This is a genomic window from Bacillus sp. COPE52, assembly GCF_003355115.1.
Classification (GTDB): Bacteria; Bacillota; Bacilli; order Bacillales; family Bacillaceae_G; genus Bacillus_A; species Bacillus_A toyonensis.
Genome location: NZ_CP031292.1, coordinates 4,543,747 through 4,563,423 on the forward strand (window position 1 = coordinate 4,543,747; position 19,677 = coordinate 4,563,423).

Sequence of the window (19,677 nt, forward strand, 5' to 3'; positions counted from 1 at the left end):
TTATTTATAATTATAAACGATAGTCCTTTAGAAATCAGCACCACTCGCAGGTAGACGAAATCCGGTTTATGCTGCTGAAGGTGTGCTTTTTTTGTTTAAAGGTTAATATAATTAACAATTAAACAGTATAAACAATAAGGATGTAAATAGTTTAGAAAAAAATTATATGCGATATAAGGAGAGGAATGCAATGAATCAGTTTCGAAGAATGGTGATTATCAACATTATCACATTAATTGTGCTAGTTGGCGGCGGCATTGGCGGTTATTACTATTACAATCAAGCGGAAAACTATTTAAAAACAGAAAATGCAAAAATTGATGGAAAGGTAATTCCAATTGCTTCACCAGCAGCAGGTAAATTGACTGACTGGAAAGCTGAAGTAGGAAAAAACTACAATGAGAACGATAAATTAGGTGCTGTCACTGTAGTTGGAGCAAATGGGGAACAAACAGTAGACGTAACAATTCCGCAAAACGCGACAGTTGTACAATCAAACGCAACGACAAATGCTTTCGTTGGAGCTGGTAGCCCAATTGCTTATGCATTTGATATGAACAATTTATGGGTAACAGCAAATATTGAAGAAACAGATGTTGACGATGTGCAAAAAGGTCAAGATGTAGACGTGTATGTAGATGCATACCCAGACACGACGTTATCAGGAAAAGTAGAGCAAGTTGGATTAACAACAGCGAATACATTTTCTATGTTACCATCAAGCAACGCAACAGCGAACTATACGAAAGTAACACAAGTGGTACCAGTTAAAATTTCTTTAGATCATAGTAAATCAGTAAATATTGTTCCTGGCATGAATGTGACAGTTCGTATTCATAAGTAAGGGGGAGATGAGATGTCCTCAATTGCAATTGCAGGATATGCACTATTTTGTATAATCGTCTTCTTCCTTGTAAATCGTCTTTTACGAAAGAAAAAAACGAACGTGGGAGAAGAACAAGTCCCAGCCGTAAGTAAAATAGAAGTAAGTAAGGTAGAAACAGAAGAAAAAGAAATTGAACGAAAGCAAGAAACAGAAATTTCTAATGTAGTTGAGTTAGAAACAGGTAAGCAAGAAGAAGTAAAACAAGAAAAAGAAATGCCGAAAAAACAAACGTCTATGCCTAAAGAGAATGTGAACGTAAAAGCAGTTGTAACAGTATTAATTCTCGGGATGTTCGTTTCTATTTTAAACCAAACGATCATTAACGTTGCATTGCCTCCGTTAATGAATGAATTTAATGTATCAACTTCAACAGCACAATGGTTAATTACAGGCTTCATGCTCGTAAATGGTATTTTAGTACCGATTAGTGCCTTTTTAGTTTCACGATTTACGTATCGTAAATTGTTCGTAGCGGCAATGTTATTCTTCACGGTAGGATCTATCATTTGTGCTACTTCAGGAAACTTTACAATGATGATGACGGGCCGAGTGATTCAAGCGGTTGGAGCGGGTATTTTAATGCCGGTTGGTATGAATATTTTCATGACATTATTCCCGCCTCATAAGCGAGGAGCAGCTATGGGATTACTAGGGGTAGCGATGATTTTAGCACCAGCTATCGGACCAACTGTAACAGGATGGGTAATTGAAAACTATAGCTGGAACTTAATGTTCTACGGAATGTTTGTGATTGGTTTAATTATTACTTTCCTATCTTTAAAATTCTTTACACTAGCTCAGCCGGTATCTAACACAAAGCTAGATGTATTCGGTGTTATTAGTTCAAGTATTGGACTAGGTAGCTTATTGTATGGATTTAGTGAAGCGGGAAATAATAGCTGGACTAGTGCAGAGGTTGTGATATCACTTATCATTGGTGTAGTAGGTATTGCAGTATTTATTTGGAGAGAGCTAACAACGGACAATAAAATGCTTGATTTACAAGTGTTTAAATATCCAGTATTTACTTTTACTTTAGTAATTAACGCAATCGTAACGATGGCATTATTCGGAGGTATGTTATTACTTCCAGTATATCTACAAAATATTCGTGGCTTTACGCCAATTGAATCTGGTTTACTACTTCTTCCAGGATCATTAATTATGGGGATCATGGGACCAGTAGCAGGTAAATTATTCGATAAATATGGCATTCGTCCATTAGCGATAATTGGATTGGCAATTACAACTTATGCGACATATGAATTTACAAAATTATCGATGGATACACCGTATAGCGTTATTATGACGGATTATATTATACGTTCAATTGGTATGTCATTCATTATGATGCCAATTATGACAGCTGGTATGAACGCGCTGCCGATGAAATTAATTTCTCACGGTACAGCAACGCAAAATACGTCAAGACAAGTAGCTGGTTCAATTGGAACAGCGATCTTAATCACACTTATGACGCAACAAACGACTGCTCACGTAGCGGATTATGGCAACATGTTAACAACGTCAAATCCAATTTTAGTCGATAAAGTACATGGTATGGGCCAAAGCTTAGCGGCTTTAGCTGGATCAGCTCAAGCGGGAGATGCGATGAGCACGCAACTACTATTTGGACAAATCTCAAAGCTATCTGCAATTAACGGTATTAACGATGCATTCTTAATTGCAACGATACTTGCGGGTATTGCTTGGGTGTTATCGTTCTTCTTACCATCAGGCAATAAACCAAATAGAAAAGCAGGGAATTAATTTCCCTGCTTTTTTGTGTTTTTTATGTAGTTAGATATAAAAGATGATAACTAGTTACAGGGCACAATCCTGTTATAACCAAAATCGTCCCCATAGAACGAATACTTGATATTTGTCTGCCACTTATAATAGCTACTAGTCCAGCTAATGAGAAGAAGCACCAATATAAAGTTCCCGAAATTGGAACCATTCCCTCTAAATCTATTCCATAACCTATACAAATGATAGGAACAACGATAAGTGATATGCTAATTAAACCAGCTATAACGATAAGTGATTTTCGATATTTAATTCCGGCAGCAATTAAATAAATGCCAACGATGCCTTCACATAATAACAAAATAGGGGCTAAGATAAGCCAAATAAATAAACCGGTAGATTCCATATGTAATAACTCCTTAATGAATAAAATATGAATCAGGCATGGACAATAGCTGCAAACAGTCCTATTGAGAAAATAATGAGTCCCATGTTGCGTATACTCTTAATTTTTGAATGTACCTCATTCAATCCTGCTAATAAACCAGCTAGAGAGAAAAGCATCCAATATAGGACAGGTGGAATGTGGAGAACGTTCTCTCCATTGATACCTTTGTTTAAAAAAAGTAAAAGGCATTATAACGAATGAAAAGCAAATAATCCCCATTAAGGTAACAAGTAATTTCCGATGTTTAATTTCTGTTACCATTAAAAAATACCACCAGCAATCCCGCATAGTAAGAGAAGTGGCGTAAAAAGCATCCAAATAATACTGAACATATGTAAACTCTTTTATGTGAATTAAGTTATATTTTACTACATGAGGTTTATTTTGGATATTATTAATAAAATCGAAAAATAGTTATTGGCGATTTGAAAAGCTAGAGGATAGTGTAACGAAAATTATACTGACGCCTGTTCTAACTTCCGGTGAAGAGGGAGAAAAGAAAACGAATTATCGAAAAGTGCTAACAGAAGAGGAGTTTGAAGTTGTTATAAAAGAGTGAAAGAGGTATCGTGATGATACCTCTTTTTAACTTAAGAATGCTAACATATTATTCATAATATGAAATAACATAGCTGGAATAATGGATTTTGTTTTTTTGCATAAAATAGCCATTAATAATCCCGTGAAGAAAGTAATTACCATTACTCCGAGTGAGTATGTATGAGCGATACCAAAGAAGAAACTTGTTAAGACTGCTGCAATCCAAAATGGAAAGCGTTCAGAGAAAAAGTGGAGTAAAAAACCACGGAAAATAAGTTCTTCAAAAATTGGGGTGAGTATCGCAAAGCCGATAAGTAATAATATTTGATATTGTTCAAATACGTCTAAGTTTAGTGCAGAAGCTTGTTGCTTTGTTGCGTCTTGGAACACATATTTTAAAAAGATATAATTGAGTACGATGCTTATAGCGAAGAAAAGAAGTAAGTATACGTATGTGCGCCATTCTTTCAGTGCTTTAAAATTAAAAGATTTTAATAGTAAATTTTTTGCGGGTTCGAATTTAAAAATGAAGAATAACAACACGGTTAGTTGTAATCCGATACTTGCAGTATTTGCAATAGATTCATACAGGGCAATTTGTTTTTTATTTTCGAGTCCGGCTGTATAAATTGTTAAGGGCATTGCGAGGAACACAGTAATGAGTCCAGTTCCGAAAAAAGCAAATAAAACGGAGCTAATGAATTGTCCCCATGACATAGAGTATTTCTGTTCATAAGGAAGTTGTGTAGTGGGTTGCATATGTAGAATCACCTCTTTATATTTGTATATATAATTGTAAGGTGTTTTCATTCTGGATGTAAGATTAAAATATTACATCCAGAATTGTATTTTAAGAAAAAATAAAAGAGGTATCACCCTATAGTGATGCCTCTTTCTCATTGATAACTATGTTCTGCCTTGTTATTTGATTTCGATTGCTCTATTTGCAATTCACGCTCTACCAATTGATCTAATTGCTGAATTGCTTTTAGTGCCTTTTCATAAGAAATCGTTCGGTAATGGTGTGCTCCGCCCGGTTCTTCATCGGCTTCATCTGCCCACTTAATAATGTTTTGTAGAGGTGTTCTTTCAAGTGATTGTTCTACTAGGAAAGAATCAGTATGCAATAGAATTGCAACAGAAATTTCTTTTGCTAGTTTTGGATGTTCTCCTAGTCTAATAAGCAACTTGTGAGCTCTTTCCGCTCCTTTAATTGCATGTATATCATTCTTTTTATATAAGTCATAGTCCCATTCGCCGCCTGTGTACCATGTATGATGTCCGATATCGTGAAGGAAACCGGCTTTTGTCGCAGCATCGACTGAGGCGTGATGCTTTTTGGCTAAGTGAAACGCATGGTAAGCGACAGCAATCGCGTGGACCATTCCAGAACGGTTCACATATTTTTGGGTAATGTGGTGTTTAAAAACTTGTTCAAGCGTAATACGTTGCATAAAACATTCACTCCTTTTATCTAATGATGTATATGAAGAAAAATCGATCGGTTTAAATGTATTTTGAACATTGTACTCCATCAATCAGCGTTAGTAAAGTAGAAATGTTTAGGAGAAGAAAAATTTTATAGACATAAAAGGTCACCTTAGTTTTTTCTAAGGTGACCTTTTATTGTTTATTTTTTTAATCCTTGTTCTAGTGTTTCTAACATTTCGTGCTTTTCATTTTCATCAGCGTTTTTCCAAATGACTTCGAATAAAACACCAAGACCTGGAAGCATTTTTTCTTCACCGCTTTGAATTGCATCGACAATCGTTTCTTGTAATTGATCTTGTGAATTTCCAGATACATTTGCTAATACAGCACCGCGTAAATTAAAACTCATTGCTTTCACCTCTTCTTCAGAATTGAAACTGACGTTAGTTTTTGTTCTTTTTTATGTAAATATGTATGAAAAATAGGCTATAATGATAAGACAAGAAGAGAGGGAAATACATATTATGAAAAACATTGATTCAGTACAAAATCCGCGTGTGAAGCAGTGGAAAAAGCTGCAGACGAAAAAAGAGCGCGATAAAAAAGGTTTATTTTTTGTAGAAGGATTCCACTTAGTTGAGGAAGCTTTAAAAGCAGGAGTTGTAACAGAACTTATCGTTTCTGATCAGACAGATCTTCCGAAAGATTGGACAGTTAATGATGTGGAAATGTATATCGTACCTGAAGCAATCGTAAAAATACTTCGTGAAACAGAAACGACGCAAGGTGTGTTTGCTGTTTGTGAGAAGCATGAGAAAGAAGTAGCTCTTACTGATGGGAAATTCCTTTTATTAGATGGCCTGCAAGACCCAGGTAATTTAGGAACAATTATTCGTACAGCTGATGCAGCTGGTATTCACGCCGTTGTGCTTGGAGAAGGTTGTGTTGATGTTTACAATAGTAAAGTACTCCGCTCTACACAAGGTTCTATTTTCCACTTACCAATTGTAAAAGGGAACTTAGAAGAATGGGTAGACAAGTTAAAAGAAAATAACGTTCCTGTATATGGAACAGCTCTTGAAAATGGAGTTCCGTATGGGGAAGTAACACCAGCTGGCAGTTTTGCATTAATTGTTGGAAATGAAGGAAATGGCGTACGCCAAGAAATTCTTGCAAAAACGGATCAAAACTTGTATATTCCGATTTACGGCGGGGCAGAATCATTAAATGTTGCGGTTGCAGCAGGGATTTTAACGTATTATTTACAAAGCCTGGTTGCGAACAAATAAAAAACTTCTTATAATAAGTTGAAGTATATTATATTAAAAGTTAAATAACGAAAAACGTTGATAGAGAAGAGTAACTTACAAAATCGCCATATAGGGAGAGAATGCCTTAGACTGAAAGCATTCTTATGGTAGACGGAAGTGAATTCACCTCTGGAGTTGACGCCAGGACCATGTATATGTAAAGGCGTTCCGGTCAGAATTGATCGTTATAAATAATGAGTGGGCAGACTTGTTCTGTCAATTTAGGGTGGTACCGCGAATTTACCTCGTCCCTTTTTGGGAGCGAGGTTTTTTTATTTTTAAAATTAGGAGGGTTCCAAATGGAAGCACGTTTAAAAGAGCTAAAGCAAAAAGCGTTAGAGCTTATTGAAGAAGCGAAAGAGCTAAAGGGCTTAAATGACGTACGCGTAGCGTATTTAGGGAAAAAAGGCCCAATTACAGAAGTATTACGCGGCATGGGAAAATTATCAGCGGAAGAGCGTCCACGTATGGGAGCATTAGTAAATGAAGTACGTGAAGCGATTCAAACGCGTCTAGATGACAAAATTGGTAACTTAGAAAAAGCAGTAATTGAAGCGAAATTAGCTACTGAAACAATTGATGTTACCTTGCCAGGTCGTCCTGTTGAAACAGGTTGTCACCATCCGTTAACAGCTGTTGTTGAACAAATTGAAGATGTATTCATCGGTATGGGTTATGAAGTAGCTGAAGGAACAGAAGTAGAAAAAGACTACTACAACTTCGAAGCATTAAACTTACCGAAAGATCATCCAGCACGTGATATGCAAGATACATTCTACATTACAGAAGAAACGTTACTACGTACGCATACATCTTCTGTGCAAGCACGCACGATGGAAAATAACAAAGAAAAAGGCCCAATCAAAATTATTTGTCCTGGTAAAGTGTATCGCCGCGATGACGATGATGCGACGCATTCACACCAATTCATGCAAATTGAAGGTCTTGTAATTGATAAAAACATTCGTATGAGTGACTTAAAAGGTACACTGCAAGTATTCGTGAAAAAGATGTTCGGTGAAGACCGTGAAATCCGTCTTCGTCCAAGTTTCTTCCCATTCACAGAGCCATCTGTAGAGATGGATATTTCGTGTATGATGTGTCACGGTAAAGGTTGTGGCACTTGTAAAGGAACTGGCTGGATTGAAATTTTAGGCGCAGGTATGGTTCACCCGAACGTACTTGAAATGGCTGGTTATGATTCAAAAGAATATCAAGGTTTCGCATTCGGTATGGGCGCAGAACGTATCGCAATGTTGAAATACGGCGTAGATGACATTCGTCATTTCTATACAAATGACGTACGTTTCTTACAACAATTCAAACGAGCGTAAGGGAAGGAGAGGATAAATATGTTCGTATCATATCGTTGGTTACAAGAGTATGTAGATATTAAAGATGTAACAGCACAAGAACTAGCAGACAAAATCACGAAAAGTGGTATTGAAGTAGAAGGTGTTGAAGTATTAAATAAAGGTGTAAAGGGTGTTGTAGTTGGTCACGTATTAGAGTGTGAAAAACACCCAGAAGCTGATAAGTTAAGCAAATGCTTAATCGATATCGGTGAAGAAGAACCAGTTCAAATTATTTGTGGTGCTGCTAACATTGCAAAAGGTTTAAAAGTACCAGTTGCAAAAGTTGGCGCTGTACTTCCTGGTAACTTCAAAATTAAAAAAGCAAAACTACGCGGTGAAGCTTCTCATGGTATGGTTTGTGCTCTTCAAGAGCTTGGCATTGATGGAAAGTTAGTTTCAAAAGAATACGCAGATGGTATCTTCATCTTCCCAAGTGACGCTGAAGTTGGTGCAGATGCACTTGAAATTTTAAACTTACATGATGAAGTACTTGAGCTTGGTTTAACACCAAACCGTGCAGATTGCTTAAACATGTTAGGTGTTGCATATGAAGTAGCTGCTATTTACGGCCGTGAAGTAAAACTTCCAGCTATCGACTTACAAGAAACAGCAGAAAAAACTTCTGACTACATTTCTGTAAGTGTAGAAGCGAAAGAAGAAAACCCATTATATATTGCAAAAATGGTGAAGAACGTAAAGATTGGTCCATCACCAATGTGGATGCAAACGCGCCTTATGGCAGCTGGCATTCGTCCAATTAGCAATGTAGTTGATATTACAAACTACATTTTAATGGAATACGGTCAACCGTTACATGCATTCGATTACGATAAATTAGGTTCAAAAGAAATCGTTGTTCGTCTTGCAAAAGAAGGCGAAAAAATTGAAACGTTAGATGATCAAGAGCGTACGTTACAAGAACATCATCTTGTAATTACAAACGGCACAAAAGCTTTAGCGGTTGCTGGTGTAATGGGCGGAGCTGATTCTGAAGTTACAAATGAGACGGTAAACGTTTTAATCGAGTCTGCATACTTTGCAGGTCAAACAGTGCGCCGTACATCAAAAGACTTAGGTCTTCGCAGTGAATCAAGTGCACGTTTTGAAAAAGGAATCGATCCAACACGTACGTTTGAAGCAATTCAACACGCAGCTGCTTTAATGGCGAAATATGCTGGCGGAGAAGCACTTGAAGGTGTAGTAGAAGCTGATAACTTACAAGTACAAGAGCGTACAGTATCTGTTACGGCTGAAAAAGTAAACCGTGTATTAGGTACAGATATTTCTGCAAGTGAAATGGGTACAATGTTCACAAACTTGAAATTCCCATTCACAGAAGTAGAAGGAACATTCCATGTAAATGTACCAGCACGTCGTCCTGATATTACAATTTCAGAAGACCTAGTAGAAGAAGTGGGCCGTCTGTATGGGTATGATCACATTCCAGTTACATTACCTTCTGGAACGATGACACGTGGTAAATTAACATCAGCACAAACGAAACGTCGTAAAGTACGTCGCTTCTTAGAAGGTGCTGGTTTATATGAAGCAATCACATATTCATTAACAAGCGCTGACAAAGCGAAACAATATATGGTTGAGCCGAACGAAAAAGCTCCTGTAAACCTTGCGCTTCCAATGAGTGAAGAGCGTAGCCAACTTCGTTTAAGCTTAGTGCCACAATTGTTAGAAGCAGTTTCATACAACGTTGCACGTAAAAACGACAGCGTTGCTTTATACGAAGTAGGTTCTATCTTCTTACCGACAGAAGAAGGAGAACTTCCGAAAGAAGAACAACATCTTGCAGGTGTTATGACAGGCCTTGCTCTTCACCATGCATGGCAAGGTGAGAAGAAAGTAGTAGACTTCTTCGTTATGAAAGGTGTGCTAGAAGGATTATTCGACGTACTTGGCGTTGCAAACCAAATCGCATACGCACCAGCAAAACGTGAAGGTATGCACCCAGGTCGTACAGCTGACATCGTATTAGATGGGGAAGTAATTGGTTTCATCGGTCAATTGCACCCTGAAGCAGAAAAACAATTAGATGTGAAAAATACATTCGTATTCGAACTATCTCTTGTAAAAGTATTCGGTGCAGACGTGGAAGAAACTTACTACGCAGCAATTCCACGTTTCCCATCTATGACACGTGATATGGCTGTTGTTGTAACGAAAGAAACAAAAGCTGGCGAAATGAAGCAAGTCATTGCTGAAGCTGGTGGAGAACTTCTGAAAGACGTAACACTATTCGACTTATACGAAGGTGAAAAAATGGAAGAAGGCAAGAAATCACTTGCATTCTCTATGACTTACTTCGATGCAGAACGTACGTTAACAGACGAAGAGGTAACAGAAGCACATAACCGTGTATTAACAACGGTAGAAGAGAAATTTGGTGCGGAGTTACGTAAGTAATAAGAAATTGCCGGATCTATTCCGGCAATTTTTTTTATGATGCGATTGTCGATATATTATAAAAATTGCCGATATATTTGAAGTTACGGTCGATATATTGCGAAAATCGCTGATATATTTTCTGGTGTCTTGCATCTTTCCCTCGAATGTAGTACATTAATTTTAGTTTAACAAAATGAAAGACGATGATAAGGAAAAGTAGTATATACTATAATCCATAGCGAGTCAGGGACGGTGAGAGCCTGATGAGGCGGTATATGTGAAGAACACCTTGGAGTTGCTAACCGAAATTGAAACTTGTATTCAAGAGTAGACTTAGACGGGAATCCGGCCTGTTACAAACCGGGAAGTATGTATTACATACGAGTTAAAGTTGGTCTTTATGACAAATTGGGTGGTACCGCGAAGTTTAACCTTTCGTCCCTTTATGGATGAAAGGTTTTTTTGTATTTAAATATATCAGCAAAGGAGAATTTCACTATGGAAAACACATTAGTAAAAAGTCTGTATAGAGATACAGAAAAGTATGCAGATCAAACAGTACAAGTATCAGGGTGGATTCGTAACTTACGTGATTCAAAAGCATTTGGTTTCATCGAATTAAACGACGGTAGCTTCTTCAAAAGCGTTCAAATCGTATTCGATACTGAATTAGAGAACTTCAAAGAAATTGCAAAACTTCCACTTAGCTCTTCAGTTAAAGTAGAAGGTAAAGTAATTGCAACGCCTGGAGCAAAGCAACCATTTGAAATTAAAGCAGAAAAAATTGATATCGAGGGCTTATCAGATTCTGATTACCCACTTCAAAAGAAGCGTCATACGTTTGAATACTTACGTACAATCGCTCACTTACGCCCAAGAACAAATGCATTCTCTGCAACGTTCCGCGTACGTTCTATCGCAGCATTTGCGATTCACCAATTCTTCCAAGAGCGTGGATTCGTACATGTTCACACACCAATCATCACTGGTAGTGATACAGAAGGTGCTGGCGAAATGTTCCGCGTAACAACGCAAGATTTAAACAACGTATCAAAAGGTGAAGATGGACAAGTTGATGAATCAAAAGACTTCTTCGGTAAAGAAACAAACTTAACAGTAAGTGGACAGCTGAACGCTGAAGCTTATGCATTAGCATTCCGTGATGTATACACATTCGGACCTACATTCCGTGCGGAGAACTCAAACACAACTCGCCATGCAGCTGAGTTCTGGATGGTTGAGCCTGAGATTGCATTTGCTGAATTAGGCGATGTAATGGATCTTACAGAAGATATGCTGAAATATGCAATGAAATATGTATTAGAACATGCACCAGAAGAAATGGACTTCTTCAACAGCTTCGTTGATAAAACAGTTCTAGAGCGCATGAACAATGTGATTAACTCTGACTTCGGTCGTATCACTTATACAGAAGCAATTAAAGTACTTCAAGAATCAGGTGCTGACTTTAAATACCCAGTAGAATGGGGTATTGACTTACAAACAGAGCATGAAAGATACTTATCAGAAGAAATCTTCAAACGCCCTGTATTCGTAACAGACTATCCAAAAGACATTAAAGCGTTCTATATGCGTATGAATGAAGACGGTAAAACAGTAGCTGCTACTGACCTTCTAGTTCCTGGCATCGGCGAATTAATCGGCGGAAGTCAACGTGAAGAAAGAATGGACGTTTTAGTAGACAGAATTAAAGAATTAGGTATGAACGAAGAGGACTACTGGTGGTACTTAGAACTTAGAAAATACGGCGGTACAAAACACGCTGGATTCGGTCTAGGTTTCGAGCGCTTCCTAATGTACATCACTGGTATGGCTAACATCCGTGACGTAATTCCATTCCCAAGAACTCCAGGTTCTTCTGAGTTTTAAGATATAAAAAAGCGAGAGCAACTGCTCTCGCTTTTTTTATTGAGAAAGGTTGTAATTGCAACCTGAACTTTATAAAGTATTTCACGACTAGAAAAGATGTTGTTCATAGTTCAATTCCCACTTCATATATAAGTAAAACGAATGCGACATTTATATAGGGAAGGGGTTTTTATACAATGGGGGAAATCCCAAGTCATACAAAGTGGACATTGCGTGACAAGTATATAGTAATCACTGGTGCAACAAGTGGTATTGGATTAGCGGCAGCTAAGGTGTTTGCAAAAAGCGGTGCTAAGCTAGGAATCATTGCACGTAATGAAGCAAAAGCGAATGATGTTATGACTCAACTTGAAAATATAACGGATGGGAATGCAGTGGTAGATATATTTTTCGCTGATATGTCTTCCCAACAATCTATACGCCAGGTAGCTACCAATATTTTAGAAAGATGTCCGAGAATTGATATATTAGTAAATAATGCGGGTGCTTTATTTCAAACAAGGCAAATTACAGAGGACGGTTTGGAGATGACCTGGGCGGTAAACCATTTAGGTCCATTCTTACTTACAGATTTGTTGTTGGAGCGTTTAAAAGAAAGTGCTCCTGCTCGCGTCATTACCACTGCATCTCACGGTCACAAAATGGCTGAAAAGGGAATTGATTTCGATGATCTAGATGCAGAACAACTGTATCGCGGTATTAAGAAGTTCATGGGCGGTCCTACAATGCGTTATGCACAAACAAAACTAGCTAACATTTTATTCACCTCTGAATTGGGACAGCGGTTGGAGGGAACGGGTGTTAGTGCTTATAGCTTTGACCCGGGGCTAGTGAATACGAATTTTAACCAGGATAATGGTCTAGCTGCTCGCTTAACTATGGCAGCAATGAAACCTTTCTCCCGTACGCCGGAGAAAGGTGCTGAAACTTTAGTATGGCTAGCAGAATCAACTGGATTTACTAATCAGAGTGGTTATTACTATGCCGATAAACAAGTAGGGGAAATGTCTGAAGCTGCCTTGGATAAGGATGCAGCAAAGCGTCTATGGGACATAAGCGAAAACCAAACACGAGAGTAAAAGAGTAGCGAGTATATGTTCAGATTATTATGTTGAATAGTTTTTTACCCTTAAGTAAAAAGTAACCTTGGGGGTGAGTGCAATGAGTAAAAAAGTGAAAAAAGACCATTCAAGATCAATCCTAGGTTCTCCAGAAGTGGAAGGACAAGGGACAACAACACATGAAACTGGTTCTCATAAAGTATCTTCATCAAATAAGAAGCAGAAACGAAGCTAATATAAAAAAGGGAGAGTCTTGGCGGCTCTCCTTTTTTATAGGGGAATTACTAAAAATGAGTTAATTTAGCGATATAGTTAGGAGAGGAAAATAGTAAATGCAATTACATTGAATCGAGAACACATGAAACAAAAAACAGGAGTTTGTAAGCCCCTGTTTTTGTCGATACTATTTCAATAAGCGAAACGCTTTCTCTGTATTAGCAAAATGCAGTTTTACAAACTCAGGTAATCTTTCTTTACCTACTTTTTGAATTAATTTAGCAGCGGCGATATCAACTTGTTTACCAGCACCTTTTGGAAGTGGCATACCAGCTTTTTTACTTAGTTCGTCAAATTGTTTTACGAATGAGTAACGAGCTAAAATGGAAGCGGCGGCAACAGCTAAATGAACACTTTCACCTTTCGTAGCGAAGTAAACATTTTCACGCTGTACCTGTTTTTGTTTTGCTAAATACTTATAGTATGTATCAGGTTGCGTAAATTGGTCGATTAAGATGCCTTCTGGTGTTGTAGGAGCAATTTTCGCTAATAAGTTTGTAATGGCTTTATTGTGTAGTAAAGCTTTTAGCTTACCTTGATTATTTCCTTTATCAAATAGCTCGTTATATTTTTCATTATGAAGAACGAGAGAGCTGTAAGGAACAACGTGAAGTAGTTGTTTTGCAATAGCGGTAATTTGAGCATCGTTTAAGTTTTTGGAGTCTTTTACACCAAGTTCTTTTAAAAGTGGAATTTGTTTTGCGTCCACATATACAGCAACTACTGTCATCGGTCCGAAGTAATCACCAGTACCTACTTCATCTGATCCTGCTATAGACATTGTACCGAAGGAAGCAGGCGGTGCAAAACGATGAGAATCGACCGATTTTTTTACAGTTGTTTTCGGTGTTTGAGAGACAGTTTGCCAACGAGAAGCTTCTGCTTCAGCACGTCCACCTTGGAACATTACTTTTCCAGATTTATATGCTGTAATCGTGCAAGATGGCACCTTTGCCATAAAGATACCGCCTTGCGGAATTTTTGAGCTAAGTGCTTGTTTATATTGTTGTTTCATGTCTTCAATTACTGTAGAACTTGTTTGTATTACGATAGAATTTGACAAAATGGTCGCTCCTTTTTTATATTGTTATTTTTATCATATCGGATTGTTCTTTCTGTTTCCATATTATGATGGTTCATGGTATGATAAACTTTAGGATTCTGTACGTGATTGGAGGCCGGTGAGTTGTCACAACAAAAGGGAAATAAAAGTCGAATTAATGTAGAAATATATGGCCAACAGTATTCAGTTGTTGGCGATGAAAGTACAAGTCATATCCGCATGGTAGCAGCGATTGTGGATGATAAAATGCGCGAACTCAATGCCAAGAATCCTTCGCTTGATACGAGTAGACTAGCGGTATTGACGGCGGTAAACGTCATACACGATTACATAAAATTAAAAGAAGAACATGAGAAGTTGAAAGAAAGTATGACAAAAAAAGGAATGGAATAAACATGATTGATATTATTATCATTTTACTGCTTGTTATGGGATTTTTCCTCGGATTACGCAGAGGTTTTATCTTACAACTTGTAAAGTTAACAAGCTTTATTATCGCATACCTTGTTGCATACTGGTACTGTAAAGATTTAGCGCCAGCACTTGCGAAATTTATTCCGTATCCATTTGATAAAAATGTATCTGTTCCAGAATGGATTGATGCAAATAATATTGAGACAGTATTTTATCAAGCAATTGCGTTTATCGTATTATTTATTATTACAAAAATCGCACTTTCATTACTTGGTAATTTGTTAAATATGTTTGCAGAAATACCGGTGTTAAAGCAAGTAAATGCGTTTGCGGGGGCAATCCTCGGATTTTTAGAAGTATATATTATTTTGTTTGTTTTAATTATTGTTGGAAATATTCTTCCGATTGAACAAATACAAACACCATTACAAAAATCATCAATTAGCAAAATAATTGTAGACGATACACCGATTCTCTCTGAAAAGGTGAAGGAGCTATGGCAGACAGGTAGCAGAGTATAACTTCTCTTTTTTCGGAAAGAGAAGTTTTTTTCTATGAAAGAAAGGCGGAGCAATGATGAAAGTAAATAAAAAACAAGTTATTAAATTACTAGAGACAATCGGGCTTTTTATGGAACTAAAGGGTGCGAATCCATTTAAAATATCTGCATTTCGTAAAGCAGCAGCAGCACTAGAAAGTGATGATCGTAGTCTTTCTGAAATTGAAGATTTCACAAAGATTCCAGGTATCGGAAAAGGAACGGCAGCAGTTATTCAAGAATATATAGAATCGGGAACATCTGAAGTATTACAAGAACTTGAAAAAGAAGTGCCAAGCAGTTTGTTACCGTTATTAAAACTTCCAGGCCTTGGTGGTAAAAAGGTAGCTAAGTTATACAAAGAACTTGGTGTTGTGGATATGGAATCGTTAAAAGCTGTTTGTGAGGAAAATAAAGTACAAGCTTTAGCAGGTTTCGGTAAGAAAACAGAAGAGAAGATATTAGAAGCAATTGATCAAGTAGGATCTCGTCCAGAACGTTTACCGATTGCGATGGTATTACCTATTGCCGGGGAAATAGAGGAGAAGTTGTCGAATATTGCTGAAGTAATTCGTTTTTCTCGCGCTGGTAGCTTACGCCGTGTTCGTGAGACAGTGAAGGATTTAGATTTCATTATTGCAACGACAGAACCAGCAGCAGTACGTGAACATTTATTGCAATTCGATAATATGATTGAAGTAATTGCAAGTGGAGATACGAAAGTTTCTGTTCGTCTTCAATACGAATATGATATTTCAATCGATTTCCGTTTAGTAAAACCAGAAGAGTTTATTACAACGCTTCACCATTTCACAGGATCAAAAGACCATAACGTAAAAATGCGCCAAATTGCAAAAGATAAAGGCGAAAAAATTAGTGAGTACGGTGTAGAGAACTTGGAAACAGGTGAAGTAAAAACATTCGAGACTGAAGAAGAATTTTTTGCTCATTTCGGTCTTCCATTTATCCCACCAGAAGTGCGTGAAGATGGAAAAGAAATTGAATTAATTAAAGAGTATCCAAACTTAATTCAGTTTTCTGATATACAAGGTGATTTACATATGCATACAACGTGGAGTGACGGTGCTTTTTCTATTGAAGAAATGGTACAGGCATGTCGTGCCCGTGGATATAAGTTTATGGCGATTACTGATCACTCACAATACTTGAAAGTAGCGAACGGTTTAACGAAAGAGCGTCTTCGTGAACAAGCGAAAGAAATTGAACGTATGAATGAAAAGTATCCAGACATTACAATTTTACGCGGAATTGAAATGGACATTTTACCGGATGCATCACTTGATTTTGATGATGAAGTATTAGCAGAATTAGATTATGTTATTGGAGCTATCCACTCTAGCTTCTCACAAGACCGTGAAACGATTATGAAGCGTCTTCGCGCTGCACTTGAGAATAAACATGTTACAATGATTGCTCACCCGACAGGACGCCTTCTTGGACGTCGCGAGGGTTACGATGTAGACACAGATTTATTAATTGAACTCGCAAAAGAAACAAATACAGTTTTAGAATTAAATGCAAATCCAAACCGTCTAGATTTAAGCGCGAAATTATTAAAACAAGCACAAGATGCTGGTGTAAAAGTAGCGATTAATACGGATGCTCATACACTTGAAATGTTAGAAGACATGGAAACAGGTGTAGCAGCAGCACGTAAAGGTTGGGTTCAAAAAGATAACGTGATTAACACGTGGGATATTGAACGTTTATTAGACTATATTAAACGTAATAAGTAACACAAGGGGGACCTGCAACATGTTAGAAAGAACGTTGCGTGTATTAGAATACAATAAAGTAAAAGAACAATTACTTGAACATACAGCCTCTTCACTTGGTCGTGACAAAGTGAAGAATTTAGTACCGAGCACTGATTTTGAAGAAATTGTAGAACTACAAGATACGACGGATGAAGCGGCGAAAGTCATTCGTTTAAAAGGGAGTGCGCCATTAGGTGGTATTACTGATGTTCGCTCAAATGTGAAGCGTGCAAAAATCGGAAGTATGTTAAGCCCAAATGAACTACTTGATATTGCAAATACGATGTATGGTAGTCGCAATATGAAACGTTTTATCGAAGATATGGTTGATAATGGTGTCGAGCTTCCGATTTTAGAAACTCACGTCGCTCAAATTGTATCTTTATATGACTTAGAAAAGAAAATTACAAATTGTATCGGTGATGGCGGTGAAGTAGTCGATAGCGCAAGTGATAAACTACGTGGTATTCGTAACCAAATTCGTACTGCGGAAAGCCGTATTCGTGAAAAGTTAGAGAATATGACGCGTTCTTCAAACGCACAAAAGATGTTATCTGATGCGATTGTAACGATCCGTAACGAACGTTACGTAATCCCGGTAAAACAAGAATACCGCGGTGTATATGGTGGTATTGTTCACGATCAATCTGCTTCTGGACAAACGTTATTTATTGAACCACAAGTAATTGTAGAATTAAATAACGCACTTCAAGAAGCACGTGTGAAAGAAAAACAAGAAATCGAACGCATCTTATTAATGTTAACAGAAGAAGTAGCAGTAGAAGCTGACATTGTTTTGTCTAACGTAGAAGTAGTTGCAAATCTTGACTTCATTTTTGCAAAAGCTTTTTATGCGAAGCGAATTAAAGCAACGAAGCCAATCGTAAATAACGAGCGCTACATGGATTTAAGACAAGCGCGTCATCCGCTTATTGATCCGGAAATTATTGTGCCAAATAACATTATGCTCGGTAAAGATTTCACAACAATTGTAATTACAGGACCGAATACAGGTGGTAAAACAGTTACGCTGAAAACGGTTGGTATTTGTGTATTAATGGCGCAATCTGGTCTTCATATTCCAGTAATGGATGAGTCAGAGATTTGTGTATTTAAAAATATTTTCGCTGATATCGGTGATGAGCAATCGATTGAACAAAGTTTAAGTACGTTCTCCTCACATATGGTGAACATTGTAGATATTTTAGAAAAAGCTGATTTTGAAAGCTTAGTTTTATTCGATGAATTAGGTGCTGGAACAGACCCGCAAGAAGGGGCTGCACTAGCAATTTCAATTTTAGATGAAGTATGTAATCGTGGTGCTCGCGTTGTTGCAACGACGCATTACCCGGAATTAAAAGCATACGGATATAACCGTGAGCAAGTTATTAATGCGAGTGTTGAGTTCGATGTGAACACATTAAGCCCAACGTATAAATTATTAATCGGTGTACCAGGACGTAGTAACGCCTTTGAAATTTCGAAGCGCCTTGGATTATCTGATCGCGTTATTGATCAAGCGCGTAACCATATTAGTACGGATACAAATAAAATTGAAAATATGATTGCGAAGTTAGAAGAAAGTCAAAAGAACGCAGAGCGTGACTGGAACGAAGCAGAAGCGCTTCGTAAGCAATCTGAAAAACTTCATCGCGAATTACAGCGTCAAATTATTGAATTTAACGAAGAGCGTGATGAAAAATTGTTAAAAGCGCAAAAAGAAGGGGAAGAAAAAGTCGAAGCTGCGAAGAAAGAAGCAGAGGGCATTATTCACGAACTTCGTCAATTGCGCAAAGCGCAGCTTGTAAACGTGAAAGATCACGAGCTTATTGAAGCGAAGAGCCGTCTAGAAGGTGCAGCGCCAGAGCTTGTGAAGAAACAAAAAGTGAATGTGAAAAACACAGCGCCAAAACAACAATTACGTGCAGGCGATGAAGTAAAAGTATTAACGTTCGGTCAAAAAGGTCAATTACTTGAAAAAGTAAGTGATACAGAGTGGAGCGTACAAATTGGTATTTTGAAGATGAAAGTGAAAGAATCCAATATGGAATACATTAATACACCGAAGCAAACAGAGAAAAAAGCAGTCGCAAGTGTGAAGGGTAGAGATTATCATGTGTCGTTAGAGCTTGACCTTCGCGGTGAGCGTTATGAAGATGCAATGATGCGCGTTGAAAAATATTTAGACGATGCACAGCTTGCAAGCTATCCTCGTGTGTCAATCATTCACGGTAAAGGAACAGGAGCGCTTCGCCAAGGTGTACAAGATTACTTGAAAAAACATCGCGGCGTGAAAAACTACCGTTACGGTGACATGGGCGAGGGAGGCCTAGGCGTAACAGTTGTCGAATTAAAATAGCACACAACGAAACAAAGGGGAAACCATTATATGTTTATGGACAAACTTGCAAAAGCATTGTTAGCTTGTTGTGGAATATTTTTGGTGATTGGGGTTATTTATTTAGTTGTTTTTGCGAAGTGAAGGAGCGTCAATCGTGGCATAATGATATTGCCATAGATTGACGCTTTTAATATACG

Annotated in this window: 17 protein-coding genes, 2 pseudogenes and 2 other annotated features; of the genes and pseudogenes, 13 read left to right on the top strand and 6 right to left on the bottom strand. The window is 37.6% G+C overall.

What is annotated here, in order from left to right; all coding sequences use genetic code 11:
* Positions 1-190: 190 nt before the first annotated feature.
* Together DPQ31_RS22990 and DPQ31_RS22995 are read left to right on the top strand one after the other, a co-directional pair.
* Entirely contained in the window at positions 191-844 is a 654-nt protein-coding gene (locus DPQ31_RS22990) for an HlyD family secretion protein (protein WP_208731056.1), read from the top strand.
* Positions 845-856: 12 nt separating this feature from the next.
* Entirely contained in the window at positions 857-2,656 is a 1,800-nt protein-coding gene (locus tag DPQ31_RS22995; RefSeq protein ID WP_208731058.1) for a DHA2 family efflux MFS transporter permease subunit, read from the top strand.
* A 22-nt stretch (positions 2,657-2,678) separates the two neighbouring features.
* Here DPQ31_RS22995 and DPQ31_RS23000 read toward each other — a convergent pair whose 3' ends face one another.
* The gene (locus DPQ31_RS23000) at positions 2,679-3,041 is read right to left on the bottom strand and encodes a hypothetical protein (protein WP_052943355.1); all 363 of its coding nucleotides are present in this window, start codon (positions 3,039-3,041) and stop codon (positions 2,679-2,681) included.
* 13 nt (positions 3,042-3,054) lie between these two features.
* Positions 3,055-3,415: pseudogene (locus DPQ31_RS23005) on the bottom strand (ammonia permease).
* Positions 3,416-3,477: 62 nt separating this feature from the next.
* Between DPQ31_RS23005 and DPQ31_RS29735 the strand changes: the two are divergent.
* Positions 3,478-3,642, top strand: a pseudogene (locus DPQ31_RS29735) (DUF4179 domain-containing protein); the annotation flags it as partial.
* A 26-nt stretch (positions 3,643-3,668) separates the two neighbouring features.
* Here the strand turns inward: DPQ31_RS29735 and DPQ31_RS23010 are convergent.
* The 3 genes from DPQ31_RS23010 to sspI all read right to left on the bottom strand — a co-directional run bounded on the left by DPQ31_RS23010 (position 3,669) and on the right by sspI (position 5,463).
* Complete coding sequence (locus DPQ31_RS23010) at positions 3,669-4,382, bottom strand: CPBP family intramembrane glutamic endopeptidase (RefSeq protein ID WP_016109172.1); 714 nt, start codon at positions 4,380-4,382, stop codon at positions 3,669-3,671.
* Positions 4,383-4,519: 137 nt separating this feature from the next.
* On the bottom strand, positions 4,520-5,077 hold the full coding sequence (locus tag DPQ31_RS23015) for an HD domain-containing protein (protein WP_001189003.1): 558 nt from the start codon (positions 5,075-5,077) through the stop codon (positions 4,520-4,522).
* 176 nt (positions 5,078-5,253) lie between these two features.
* Entirely contained in the window at positions 5,254-5,463 is a 210-nt protein-coding gene (sspI, locus tag DPQ31_RS23020) for a small acid-soluble spore protein SspI (RefSeq protein ID WP_000009509.1), read from the bottom strand.
* A gap of 82 nt (positions 5,464-5,545) precedes the next feature.
* Between sspI and DPQ31_RS23025 the strand changes: the two genes are divergently transcribed.
* The 6 genes from DPQ31_RS23025 (at position 5,546) to DPQ31_RS23050 (ending at position 13,305) form a co-directional block, all read left to right on the top strand.
* On the top strand, positions 5,546-6,343 hold the full coding sequence (locus tag DPQ31_RS23025) for a TrmH family RNA methyltransferase (protein ID WP_141555941.1): 798 nt from the start codon (positions 5,546-5,548) through the stop codon (positions 6,341-6,343).
* Between the two features lie 48 nt (positions 6,344-6,391).
* Positions 6,392-6,620, top strand: a binding site (T-box leader).
* 43 nt (positions 6,621-6,663) lie between these two features.
* Positions 6,664-7,698 carry a phenylalanine--tRNA ligase subunit alpha gene (gene pheS / locus DPQ31_RS23030; protein ID WP_000388217.1) on the top strand — a complete coding sequence of 345 codons (1,035 nt, stop codon included), beginning with the start codon at positions 6,664-6,666 and terminating at the stop codon, positions 7,696-7,698.
* An 18-nt stretch (positions 7,699-7,716) separates the two neighbouring features.
* The gene (pheT, locus tag DPQ31_RS23035) at positions 7,717-10,137 is read left to right on the top strand and encodes a phenylalanine--tRNA ligase subunit beta (RefSeq protein WP_052943357.1); all 2,421 of its coding nucleotides are present in this window, start codon (positions 7,717-7,719) and stop codon (positions 10,135-10,137) included.
* A gap of 176 nt (positions 10,138-10,313) precedes the next feature.
* Positions 10,314-10,565: a binding site (T-box leader), on the top strand.
* A 52-nt stretch (positions 10,566-10,617) separates the two neighbouring features.
* Positions 10,618-12,009, top strand: coding sequence for an asparagine--tRNA ligase (asnS, locus tag DPQ31_RS23040; protein WP_000432185.1), 1,392 nt, complete (start codon positions 10,618-10,620; stop codon positions 12,007-12,009).
* A 176-nt stretch (positions 12,010-12,185) separates the two neighbouring features.
* Positions 12,186-13,088 carry an SDR family NAD(P)-dependent oxidoreductase gene (locus DPQ31_RS23045; protein ID WP_098911620.1) on the top strand — a complete coding sequence of 301 codons (903 nt, stop codon included), beginning with the start codon at positions 12,186-12,188 and terminating at the stop codon, positions 13,086-13,088.
* Positions 13,089-13,170: 82 nt separating this feature from the next.
* Entirely contained in the window at positions 13,171-13,305 is a 135-nt protein-coding gene (locus DPQ31_RS23050) for a YuzL family protein (RefSeq protein ID WP_000039591.1), read from the top strand.
* Between the two features lie 168 nt (positions 13,306-13,473).
* On the opposite strand, the gene rnhC is transcribed toward DPQ31_RS23050, so the two are convergent.
* Positions 13,474-14,409: a ribonuclease HIII gene (gene rnhC / locus DPQ31_RS23055; RefSeq protein ID WP_208731060.1), complete on the bottom strand. Its 936-nt coding sequence runs from the start codon at positions 14,407-14,409 to the stop codon at positions 13,474-13,476.
* A gap of 123 nt (positions 14,410-14,532) precedes the next feature.
* Between rnhC and zapA the strand changes: the two genes are divergently transcribed.
* The 4 genes from zapA to DPQ31_RS23075 are packed head-to-tail and all read left to right on the top strand — an operon-like array spanning position 14,533 to position 19,498.
* Positions 14,533-14,802, top strand: a complete 270-nt coding sequence (gene zapA / locus DPQ31_RS23060; RefSeq protein WP_000082703.1) for a cell division protein ZapA — start codon at positions 14,533-14,535, stop codon at positions 14,800-14,802.
* A 2-nt stretch (positions 14,803-14,804) separates the two neighbouring features.
* A complete protein-coding gene (locus tag DPQ31_RS23065) occupies positions 14,805-15,344 on the top strand; it encodes a CvpA family protein (RefSeq protein WP_000565405.1) in 540 nt (179 codons plus the stop codon).
* A gap of 55 nt (positions 15,345-15,399) precedes the next feature.
* Positions 15,400-17,118, top strand: a complete 1,719-nt coding sequence (polX, locus tag DPQ31_RS23070) for a DNA polymerase/3'-5' exonuclease PolX (RefSeq protein WP_098911619.1) — start codon at positions 15,400-15,402, stop codon at positions 17,116-17,118.
* A gap of 19 nt (positions 17,119-17,137) precedes the next feature.
* Entirely contained in the window at positions 17,138-19,498 is a 2,361-nt protein-coding gene (locus DPQ31_RS23075; RefSeq protein WP_000893740.1) for an endonuclease MutS2, read from the top strand.
* The last annotated feature ends 179 nt before the right edge of the window (positions 19,499-19,677 follow it).